Genomic DNA, 10,734 nt, shown 5'->3' with positions numbered 1-10,734 from the left:
GTTGCGGTGACACGATGACAAGACATCGAGGCTCCACAGGTCAGATCTCTCACCGCTATCCGACCTGCCAGGGGTCTCGATGGCCGTCAACCCCCCACGCACCCACACGCGCCCCAACTGGCCCTTAGCGACGCGACGTTAGTCTGTGGACCTGCCCGTTAAAACACGACGTTGGGGCCATGATCTTAGAGGCTCGCCCCAAAGTGGCCAGGAGCGCGCCCGCAAGGCCGTGGCTGCCGTCTTCTCAGGTACAAAATCCGGAGCCTGAGATGGCGGAGCACGCCTACGCTCCTGATCTGGACGGGAGGGGGGGCAGGGATGGCAGACGAGTACATCTACGTCACCGTGGTGTGCGGCGACATACCTCAGACCGTGGTGCTCACCGACGTCGGAGCCCGGACGCTGGACGTTCTGCAGGTCGTGCGTCGGCTGACCGGGCTGAGCATCTGGCACAGCAAGGTCTTGATGGATGAGGCTCCCGTTGTAATCCACGACGGCATATCCGAAGAGGCCGCCGAGATCGCGGTTGCGGCTATCCGTGAAGCGGGAGCACAGGCAGAGGTGAGACCACAGCCGCGACCGGGCTCCGCCGGTCCTGCCGTGTGACGCCCGACCAAGCAGCTGACGGCCCAGAGACGGCCCCACAGCAGCATCAAGCCCCCTACCAGCGGAGAACCCGCTGGTAGGGGGCTTAAAGCGTCAGGCTTACTTCTTCTTGCCCTGGTTCTTGACCGCCTCGATGGCCGCCTTCGCCGCGTCGGGGTCGAGGTACGTGCCGCCGGCCTTCAGCGGCTTGAACTCCGCGTCCAGTTCGTACGACAGCGGGATGCCCGTCGGGATGTTCAGGCCCGCGATGTCCTCGTCCGAGATGCCGTCCAGGTGCTTGACCAGGGCGCGCAGCGAGTTGCCGTGGGCCGCGACCAGGACCGTCTTCCCGGTCAGGAGGTCCGGGACGATGCCGTCGAACCAGTACGGGAGCATGCGGACGACGACGTCCTTCAGGCACTCCGTCTGCGGGCGCAGCTCGGGCGGGAGCGTCGCGTAACGCGGGTCCTCGAACTGGGAGTACTCGGCGTCACGGTCCAGCGGCGGCGGCGGGGTGTCGTACGAGCGGCGCCAGAGCATGAACTGCTCCTCGCCGAACTCGGCGAGCGTCTGCGCCTTGTCCTTGCCCTGCAGCGCGCCGTAGTGACGCTCGTTCAGGCGCCAGCTGCGGTGGACCGGGATCCAGAGGCGGTCGGCGGACTCCAGGGAGAGCTGCGCCGTGCGGATCGCGCGCTTCTGGAGGGACGTGTGGACCACGTCGGGGAGCAGGCCGGCGTCCTTCAGCAGCTCGCCGCCGCGCGTCGCCTCCTTCTCGCCCTTCGCGGTGAGGTTGACGTCCACCCAGCCGGTGAACAGGTTCTTCTCGTTCCACTCGCTCTCGCCGTGGCGGAGGAGGATCAGCTTGTACGGTGCGTCGGCCATGCCCCTGAGCGTAATCGAACCGCCGGGTGCCCCGCGCGTCCGCCCGGACCCCGGACAGGGGGCCGGTCGATTGACGGGTTTCGATAATCCGCTGGCTCTCCGGGACGGCCAGTCGTAACGTTCTCTCGGCGCTGGCGACACTTACATGAGGCGCTGAGGAAGATGCTTACGAAAGACGCTGACGAGAGACGCTGACGAGAGACGTTTGCCGTCTGCCTGAACCGTGGGGGAACACCGATGCCACTCGCCGCCCTGAGACGCGCCGCCAAGGAGTCCGTCTCCGGTCTTCCCCGCGAGTTCTGGTGGCTGTGGACCAGCACCCTCGTCAACCGCCTCGGCGCCTTCGTCGCCACCTTCATGGCGCTCTACCTGACCCTCGACCGCGGCTACTCCGCCATGTACGCCGGGCTCGTCGCCGCCCTGCACGGACTGGGCGGCGTCGTCTCCTCGGTCGGCGCCGGCGTGATGACCGACCGGCTCGGGCGGCGGCCCACCCTCCTCATCGCCCAGGCCTCCACCGCCCTGTCCGTGGCGCTCCTCGGCTTCATGAAGGACCCCCTGGCCATCGCGGCCGTCGCCTTCCTCGTCGGCATGGCGAGCAACGCGTCCCGCCCCGCCGTCCAGGCGATGATGGCCGACATCGTCCGCCCCGAGGACCGGGTGCGGGCCTTCTCCCTCAACTACTGGGCCATCAACCTCGGGTTCGCGATCTCCTCCATGGGCGCCGGTTTCATCGCCGAGTTCAGCTACCTCGCCGGGTTCCTCATCGAAGCCGTGATGACCATGGTCTGCGCCGTCGTCGTCTTCGCGAAGCTCCCGGAGTCGCGGCCCGTGCGGACCGCCCTGGAGAAGGCGTCGGACCCGGACGTCGGCCTCGGGACCGTCCTGCGCGACGGGCGCTTCATGGGCGTCGTCGGGCTGTCCTTCCTCGTCGCCCTGATCTTCCAGCAGGGTTCCGTGGGACTGCCCGTCGCCATGGGCGAGGCCGGGTTCACGCCCGCCGACTACGGCCTCGCCATCGCCGTCAACGGCGTACTGATCGTCGCGCTCCAGATCCCCGTCACCCGGTTCATCGAACACCGCGACCCACAGCGGCTGTTGATCGTCTCCGCGCTGCTCGCCGGCTACGGCTTCGGGCTCACCGCCTTCGCCGGGTCCATCGGCGTCTTCGCCCTGACCGTGTGCGTCTGGACGCTCGCCGAGATCGTCAACGCGCCCACGCAGACCGGCCTGGTCGTACGCCTCTCGCCGACCCACGGCAGGGGCCGCTACCAGGGCATGTACGTCCTGTCGTGGGCCGTCGCCTCGCTCGTCGCCCCGCTGATGTCCGGCTTCGTCATCGACCGCTTCGGCGCCGAGTGGCTCTGGGGCATCTGCGCGGTCATCGGGACGTTCGCGGCCGTCGGCTACTGGTCGCTGATGAGGGGGCTGCCCGCGGAAGGTGCCGTAGGCGTGAGTGGCGCGGAAGGGGGGGAAAGCGGAGCGGGGACGGTAGGTGTGGTCCCCACACCTACCGTCCCCGCCCCCGACGGAGTCGCCGACCGGGTCCCCGGCGTCACGGGCTGAAGCGCCCGCTCACCGGGTCACCGGGTGAAGTTCAGGTACCTCCACGACCCGTGCGTCGTCGAGTTCACGTTGTCCCCCGACGACCCGTTCACGTACGACGCACGCATCCGCGCCCGGATGCCCGACTCGCCGGGAGCCTCCAGGCGCACCGCGGACTTGCCGTTCGTGCCGAGGTTGAAGTACTCGGAAGCGCCCGCGGAGCGCCACCTGCCGTCCACGCGCACCTCCAGCTGGAAGCGGTGCTTGCGGCCCTGGTAGTACGTCATCGACGTCGTGAGGACCGGGTCGGTGTTCTTGTGGAAGTAGTAGTACTTCGTGGAGCCGATCTTGCCCGTCTTGTAGTGCTTGGAGACGGCGGTGGAGACCTGCACCTTGGCGCCCGCCGTGGACGTGGCCTTCTTGGAGGCGTAGCGGGCGTCGCCCGCGAAGACGGCGGTCACGGTCGTGTCGCGCTTCATGTCGACCGTGGCCGACAGGTCGCCGCGCGAGTTGACGACCCCCTTCTTGACCAGCTTGTTCGGCTTGTCGGAGCCATAGGGATCGGCCCAGATCTCGACCGTACGGTTCTTGTACGTGCTGCCCAGGTGCGCGGTGAAGGAGACGTCGGCCCCGTACGAGTAGACGTTGCCGTTCTTGTTCAGCGTCAGCGTGGTCTTGGACCGCGAGACGTCGACCGTGTCCGAACCGGAGGTCGCGGCGTGCGAGGCGTCGCCCGCGTACGCGACCTTGTACGTCACCTTGCCGCCGGCGGGCGGGGTGTCGGTGAACGAGAAGGAGCCGTCCGCCTTGGTCTTCACCGCGGGCAGCTTCTTGCCGTCGGGGGAGTCCACGTCCTTGCGCGTGACCGTCAGTTCGGTACCGGCGGGCAGCGGCGCCGCCGTGTCGGCGAGCTTGCCGGTGACGGTGAGGGACTTGGCGCGGGGCGCCTGCGCGGGGGCGGCGACCGTGAGCTTGGGCAGGGACTTGCCCGGCGCGGTCAGGACCCGCAGCGAGAAGACCCCCTCGCTGTTCTCGGAGACCGCGAAGAGGCGGCTGCCGTCCGGGGCCCAGGCCAGGCCGCCGTCGACGAGCGTGTCGGAGCCGCTGCTGTTGCCGGTGTTCGGGAAGTCGTACTCCCGCACCTTGGACCACTTGCCCTGGCGGTAGATGTGCACGTCCGGCCCGTACCAGGAGGAGGTGCCCGCCGCCACGGTGCCGTCCGGGGCGATGTCCACGGCGGTTCCGTAGTCCCCGGAGTCGTAGCGGCCCAGGGGAGCGAGGTCCGTGGTGGAGTACACCGGGTGGTAGTACGGGGAGCCGCTGGCCGTGACGACCTGGGTCCCGTCGGGGGAGACCGCGATGTCGTCGAAGAAACCGCCCTCCACCGGCTTGGAGACCTTCAGCTCGGCCTTCGGACCCGACACGTCGTACACGGTCAGGGCGTCGCTGCTGGTGTCCTTCTCGCCGGCGACGAGGACGCCCGAGTCGGGGTCGGAGCCGAGTTCGGGAGCCGAGTAGAAGCTCGCGTCGCCGTCCTGGCCGAGCGCGACGACGGGTTCGGCGCCGGAGAGGTCGAGCGACCCGATGCCGCCCCCGGCGGACGGGCCGTAGCCGAACCACAGCTTGCCGCTCGCCAGGGCGAGCGTGCGCGGCTTCTCGGCGCCGTCGAGGGCGTAGCTCGCGCTCTGGGTGTACGAGGACGTCTCCACTGAGACGATCTTGTTGAGCCCCGCCACGGCCGCGTACACCTGGCCGGAGTCGGGCGAGAGCGCGAGGCCCTCGACGTCCGGCAGCCCGTCCAGGGTGGCCTTGACGGCGCCGGTGTAGTCCGTGACGACGATCTTGCCGCCGCGCGGGTCGGAGACGTAGACGCGCTGGTGCTCCCCGTCCACGAGCACGTCGCCCGCCGACTTCACGTTCAGGAGCTTCGCCGAGTCCGCCGCGGCCGGGGCGGACGTCACCGCGACGAGCGCCGCGGAGCTGAAGAGGACCGCGAGCGCCGTCGCGGTCGAGATGGTGCGCGTACGCACGTTATGTGACCCCCCACATAAGAAGAACCCAGGTCAGACGCCTGGGCCTTGAACCCCGATCACGGGGCCCTCACAGTAAGGCATCCCTGTGAAGGTTGTGGAGGGAGTTTCATGAGGGGGTCTTGGGACTTCGGGCCGGTGTGGAGCGTCCGGGTCCGGTGCGGCCGGGCCTCGGCACGCGCGTGTGCGCCGTTGGTGCGCCCCTCTCCGGTGGGCATGGAACGGGCATCAGGCAGTACGTCCTCGAGGAGGAGACCCATGGCCGCGTCCCCCAAGACCGAATCCGTGCCCGAGCAGTCGGTTCTCACGCCGGGCTTGCCCACGCTCGTGCTCCTTGGCTCCTGCGGCTGCGGCGCGGGCTGCAGCTGCGGCTGCCAGTCGGGCGGATCGTGCCAGTGCGGCGGCGGCTGCGGCTGACGCCCACGGAAACGGGGTGTGCCCCGCACCATCGGTGCGGGGCACACCCCGTCATGCGCGCGGCCGCGTCTCGCGCGGCCACGTCTCGCGCAGCCACGTCTCGTGAAGCCGCGTGACATCGGCCTCAAGCGCCCTCGACCGGCGTCCCCGTCTGCTGCATCTCGTCCGCGTGCTCACCCGTCACCAGGTAGACGACCCGCTTCGCGACCGACACCGCGTGGTCGGCGAACCGCTCGTAGTAGCGGCCGAGCAGCGTCACGTCCACGGCCGTCTCGATGCCGTGCTTCCAGCGGTCGTCCATCAGGTGCTGGAAGAGCGTGCGGTGCAGCAGGTCCATCTCGTCGTCGTCCTGCTCCAGCTGGAGCGCCAGGTCGACGTCCTTCGTGATGATGACCTCGGCCGCCTTGGCCATGAGGCGCTGCGCCAGCTGCCCCATCTCCAGGATCGTCGCGTGCAGGTCCTGCGGAACGGCCGACGCAGGGAAACGCAGGCGGGTCAGCTTGCCGACGTGCTGGGCGAGGTCGCCCGAACGCTCCAGGTCGGCGCTCATCCGCAGCGAGGTCACGACGATGCGCAGGTCGGTGGCGACCGGCTGCTGCCGTGCGAGGAGGGCTATCGCGCGCGCCTCCAGCTCGTGCTGCAGATCGTCCACCTTCTGGTCGGCGGCGATCACGCTCTCCGCCATCTTCAGGTCGGCGTCGAGCATGGCCGTCGTGGCGCGCCCGATCGCGGACCCGACAAGACGGGCCATCTCGACCAGGCCTTCGCCGATCGAGTCAAGTTCCTCGTGGTACGCGTCCCGCATGTGGATGTCCCTCTCTAGTACGTCCCGGGGGGTGACCCCCACGCTCCCACGGTGCGGCCCCGACGCGTCCGTTTCCGGCATCCCGCATGAACCGCCCCTGTCACCGAGGTGAACTGTGGGCGACGCGTGGTGCGCGCCCGGGAGCCGGGTCCGCGCGCCCCCGAGCAACCCGTTCGGCCGAAGTGAACCCACACCGTCCCCTCGGTGAACTCTGGGCGACGAGTGTTCGAGCGGGCACCCGGATGGCTGGGGCAGGTGCTCATCCGGCGCATAACCTGGGGGCATGGACGTGAACGCGGCGGTCGCCGCAGCGGCAGCGATCGCCGGGGTGTGCACCGGCGTCATCGCCATGCTGGCGTTCCGCTGGAGCGAGCGCGACCTGAAACGCCCCACCCGGACCTCCCTGCACACCGACCCCGTACTGCCGCCTGGCGTCGACACGGTGCTCTCCGTGCTCCGCTCGTCCGCCGTCGTCCTCGACGAGGCGGACAGCGTCGTCAAGGCGAGCTCGGCCGCGTACGCCCTCGGCCTGGTCCGCGGCGGCAAGCTCGCCGTCGAGCCCATGCTCCAGATGGCACGCGACACCCGCCGCGACGGCGAGATACGCCAGGTCGAGCTGGACCTGCCGCGCCGCGGCACCGGCCGCGGCGAGGCCCTCGCCGTCTCCGCACGCGTGGCCCCCCTCGGCTCCCGCCTGGTCCTGCTCCTCGTGGAGGACCTCACGGAGGCCCGCCGCATCGAGGCCGTACGACGCGACTTCGTCGCGAACGTGAGCCACGAACTGAAGACCCCGGTGGGAGCCCTCTCCCTGCTCTCCGAAGCGGTCATGGACGCCTCCGACGACCCCGAGGCCGTCGAGCGCTTCGCGGGCCGCATGCAGATCGAGGCGACCCGCCTGACCAACCTCGTCCAGGAGCTCATCGACCTCTCCAGGGTCCAGAACGACGACCCCCTGGAGGACGCCGAACCCGTCCGTGTCGACGAACTGGTGGCGGAGGCGATCGACCGCAGCCGTCACCAGGCCGCGCACAAACAGATCACCATGGCCGCGGGCGGCACCGCCGACCTGCAGATATGGGGCAACCGCGGCCAGCTCGCCGCGGCACTCGGCAACCTCGTCGAGAACGCCGTGAACTACTCGCCCGCACGCACCCGGGTGGGCATCGCCGCCCGCCGGGTCAACGCACCCGGCGGCGACCTGATCGAGGTGGCCGTCACCGACCAGGGGATCGGCATTTCCGACAAGGACAAGGAGCGCATCTTCGAGCGCTTCTACCGCGTGGACCCGGCCCGATCCCGGGCCACCGGCGGCACCGGCCTCGGCCTCGCCATCGTCAAACACGTGGCCGCCTCGCACGGCGGGGAGGTCACCGTGTGGAGCTCCGAGGGACAGGGCTCCACCTTCACCCTGCGGCTGCCCGAAGCAGCCGCGACCCGCGACCGCGGACCCGGTCACGGCGGCGTCGGCAGCGAAGCCGACACCGCACGGCCCGACGAGACCACTGCGTACGAACCCATCCCTGCCCCGGAGGTCCTTCCGTGACCCGAGTGCTCGTCGTCGAGGACGAGGAATCCTTCAGCGACGCCCTGTCCTACATGCTCCGCAAGGAGGGCTTCGAGGTCGCCATCGCGGCCACCGGCCCGGACGGACTCGACGAGTTCGAGCGCAACGGCGCCGACCTCGTCCTGCTCGACCTGATGCTGCCCGGCCTGCCCGGCACGGAGGTCTGCCGCCAGCTGCGCGGCCGCTCCAACGTCCCGGTGATCATGGTCACCGCCAAGGACAGCGAGATCGACAAGGTGGTCGGCCTCGAAATAGGAGCCGACGACTACGTCACCAAGCCCTTCTCCTCCCGCGAACTCGTGGCCCGCATCCGCGCGGTCCTGCGCCGGCGCGGCGAGCCCGAGGAGGTCGCCCCGCAGGCCCTGGAGGCGGGCCCGGTCCGGATGGACGTGGACCGTCACGTCGTCACGGTCTCCGGCTCCAAGGTCGACCTGCCCCTCAAGGAGTTCGACCTCCTGGAGATGCTCCTGCGCAACGCGGGCCGCGTCCTGACCCGCATGCAGCTCATCGACCGCGTCTGGGGCGCGGACTACGTGGGGGACACCAAGACCCTCGACGTCCACGTCAAGCGCCTCCGCGCCAAGATCGAACCGGACCCGGGAGCCCCGCGCTACCTGGTGACGGTCCGCGGCCTCGGCTACAAGTTCGAGCCGTAAACAGCCCGGCAGCAGACAGCAGTAAGGGCGGGAACCCGGTACCGGGTTCCCGCCCTTCCCTGTGCTCAGGGCGTCAGTGCTGCTCAGTGCCCGCCTCGTGCGACGCGGCACCGGACGGGTCCGTGGCCGCACCGGAAGCGCTGCCCGACGGCTTGTTCGAGGGGTTGGCGGTGCCGCCCTCGTTCGCCGGGTCGGAGGCGCCGTCGGTGGGCTCACCGCTCGCCACTCCGGACGGCTTCCCGGACGGCTTCGAGCCCGGGGCCTCGGGAACCTCGGTCGGGCCCCACTTCTTGAAGTAGCTCTCGGCCGGCACCACGAAGGTCTTCATCTTCACGTCGCCGGTCTTGCTGAAGGCGAAGGTGACCGGCTGGGCGTCGCCGTCCTTGACGGCCTCGCGGCTGCTGGGCAGGACCGCGGTGGCGTTGTCCTTGCCGCCGATGATGACCGAGCCGCCCGCGGGGATGGTCAGCGGACCGCCGCGCTTGGAGGTCTTGTCGTCCTTGGCCGGCGTGATCTTGGCCTTCTTGCCGGTGCCGTCGACCGCGATCTCGGTCAGCTCCTGGTCGGTGCTGCCGTTGTTGAAGATCGTGGCGGCGATCACCGCGGGACCCGTGGACTTCAGGTCGGGCTGGGTGATCACCATGGCGTTCTGGATCTTGATGTCGCCGACAGCGGTCGCGGCGTTGTCCGGCTTGATCTCGTGCGTCTGGGCGTTGTTACCGGCGCCGCACGCGGCGAGCGACGCGAGCGAGAACGCGATGGCAGTGGCGGCAATGGCGCCACGTCGAAGGCTGCGGCTCACGGCGGCGGCAACTCCTTGAACGAGAGCGGTACGGGAGGGGCGGGCGGTTCTGGGGCCGCCCTAAGTGTGTGTCAGCGGGCTTAGGTTACCGAGCCGTTCCCGTGGCACCGCACCCGACCCGCCCCTACGAGTGGTGAGCCGCTCTCCCACAGCTCGTGCGGCGACGCACACGCCCCTGCCGTCACGTCCGCGCCATTGGCATCTCGTTCACCATTCACTTAAGCGCCGTCAAGAGACATCGCGGCTGGTCCTGCGGATATCCGGTAAGGAATGCATGGCGGCCCCGGGGAAGTCCCAGGAAGTCCGGGGAAGTGCCGGGAATTGATCACCGGGCGCGCTTGATCAATTCCGGATTTACGTCGAACACCGGCTCGCACCTCTCTCCGGTCGCCGAACGGAGTAGCGGAAGTTCACCGTTCGGAACCCGGCAAAACGGGACGTTCAGCCTCGTGGAGCGCTCTCGGAGGGCGTGTGACGGGCGCGTTTCCGCTTCCCCGGAGAGCCGCTCCCACCTGCGAATACCTCGCTCCACAAGCCCTTCGCAGCACGTTCCTGTTGCTGTTGTCAAGCCCCGAGATATGCCCTGACCTGCGAAAACGCCATTCAGAAGAGGCGATTCTCGTGTTAGGATGGATAGCCACGGAAGGGGTACCTGTCACATGACGTTCAAGGTTGGCGACACCGTGGTCTATCCCCATCACGGGGCCGCGCTGATCGAGGCCATTGAGACTCGCCAGATCAAAGGCGTGGACAAGACCTACTTGGTGCTGAAGGTCGCTCAGGGCGATCTGACGGTACGTGTGCCTGCGGACAATGCGGAGTTCGTCGGCGTGCGTGATGTGGTCGGTCAGGACGGGCTCGACCGGGTCTTCGAAGTACTGCGCGCGCCGTACGCCGAAGAGCCCACGAACTGGTCCCGTCGCTACAAGGCAAATCTCGAGAAGCTCGCATCGGGCGATGTCATCAAGGTCGCGGAAGTCGTGCGTGACCTGTGGCGTCGTGAGCGTGAGCGCGGACTGTCCGCGGGTGAGAAGCGCATGCTCGCCAAGGCTCGCCAGATCCTGGTGAGCGAGCTCGCCCTCGCGGAGAACACGAACGAGGACAAGGCCGAGGCCCTGCTTGACGAGGTCCTCGCGTCCTGATCGCGTCCTGACATAGGCATACGTCTTGGCGCCATGAAATGCCGCGGTGCCCGCTGACCCTCAATGGTGTCGCCGGGCGCTGCGGCATGTTCGTACCCAGACCTGCCCTGCTTGGACCTGCCCAGCCTGCTCAGGCGTAATCCTTGAAATCCTGACGTTCCCTGCCCGCGTCGTACTCGGTGCTGCTTGGTGCCGGTGGTGTGCATGCCGGGCAGCCGGCTCGACCAGATGTCACGGAAGGGTCCGGTCAAGGCTCGCGCCCGGCACTCTGCCAAGGCCATACCCAGCCCCGCCGAGCACACAAAC

At 68.9% G+C, this 10,734-nt stretch carries 9 protein-coding genes; 5 read left to right on the top strand and 4 right to left on the bottom strand.

From position 1 onward, the window contains the following. The first annotated feature begins 318 nt into the window (after positions 1–318). Positions 319–606, top strand: a complete 288-nt coding sequence (locus AB0M70_RS21400; protein ID WP_365821539.1) for a ribosomal protein L7/L12 — start codon at positions 319–321, stop codon at positions 604–606. 99 nt (positions 607–705) lie between these two features. Here the strand turns inward: AB0M70_RS21400 and AB0M70_RS21395 are convergent, their stop codons facing one another. Then, positions 706–1,467, bottom strand: a complete 762-nt coding sequence (locus AB0M70_RS21395; RefSeq protein WP_365821538.1) for a phosphoglyceromutase — start codon at positions 1,465–1,467, stop codon at positions 706–708. Positions 1,468–1,704: 237 nt separating this feature from the next. Here AB0M70_RS21395 and AB0M70_RS21390 point away from each other — a divergent pair, with 237 nt between their 5' ends. Next, a complete protein-coding gene (locus AB0M70_RS21390; RefSeq protein WP_365821537.1) occupies positions 1,705–3,033 on the top strand; it encodes an MFS transporter in 1,329 nt (442 codons plus the stop codon). A 17-nt stretch (positions 3,034–3,050) separates the two neighbouring features. Here the strand turns inward: AB0M70_RS21390 and AB0M70_RS21385 are convergent, their stop codons facing one another. Then, the gene (locus AB0M70_RS21385) at positions 3,051–5,042 is read right to left on the bottom strand and encodes a WD40 repeat domain-containing protein (protein WP_365821536.1); all 1,992 of its coding nucleotides are present in this window, start codon (positions 5,040–5,042) and stop codon (positions 3,051–3,053) included. 541 nt (positions 5,043–5,583) lie between these two features. Continuing rightward, a complete protein-coding gene (phoU, locus tag AB0M70_RS21380) occupies positions 5,584–6,264 on the bottom strand; it encodes a phosphate signaling complex protein PhoU (protein ID WP_160510362.1) in 681 nt (226 codons plus the stop codon). A 283-nt stretch (positions 6,265–6,547) separates the two neighbouring features. Between phoU and AB0M70_RS21375 the strand changes: the two genes are divergently transcribed. Both AB0M70_RS21375 and AB0M70_RS21370 read left to right on the top strand, forming a co-directional pair. After that, complete coding sequence (locus AB0M70_RS21375) at positions 6,548–7,807, top strand: ATP-binding protein (protein ID WP_365821535.1); 1,260 nt, start codon at positions 6,548–6,550, stop codon at positions 7,805–7,807. Continuing rightward, positions 7,804–8,484 carry a response regulator transcription factor gene (locus AB0M70_RS21370; RefSeq protein ID WP_018527980.1) on the top strand — a complete coding sequence of 227 codons (681 nt, stop codon included), beginning with the start codon at positions 7,804–7,806 and terminating at the stop codon, positions 8,482–8,484. Before AB0M70_RS21375 ends, AB0M70_RS21370 begins: the two co-directional genes overlap by 4 nt. Positions 8,485–8,557: 73 nt before the next feature. On the opposite strand, the gene AB0M70_RS21365 is transcribed toward AB0M70_RS21370, so the two are convergent. Next, a complete protein-coding gene (locus tag AB0M70_RS21365) occupies positions 8,558–9,286 on the bottom strand; it encodes a DUF461 domain-containing protein (RefSeq protein WP_365821534.1) in 729 nt (242 codons plus the stop codon). A gap of 659 nt (positions 9,287–9,945) precedes the next feature. Here AB0M70_RS21365 and AB0M70_RS21360 point away from each other — a divergent pair. Beyond that, positions 9,946–10,428 carry a CarD family transcriptional regulator gene (locus tag AB0M70_RS21360; protein ID WP_003953493.1) on the top strand — a complete coding sequence of 161 codons (483 nt, stop codon included), beginning with the start codon at positions 9,946–9,948 and terminating at the stop codon, positions 10,426–10,428. Positions 10,429–10,734: the final 306 nt, after the last annotated feature.

Origin of the sequence: Streptomyces sp. NPDC051214, from assembly GCF_040682375.1 — a bacterium.
Classification (GTDB): Bacteria; Actinomycetota; Actinomycetes; order Streptomycetales; family Streptomycetaceae; genus Streptomyces.
The sequence above is the reverse complement of the archived record's forward strand: the minus strand, read 5'-3'. Positions and strand labels throughout refer to the sequence as shown.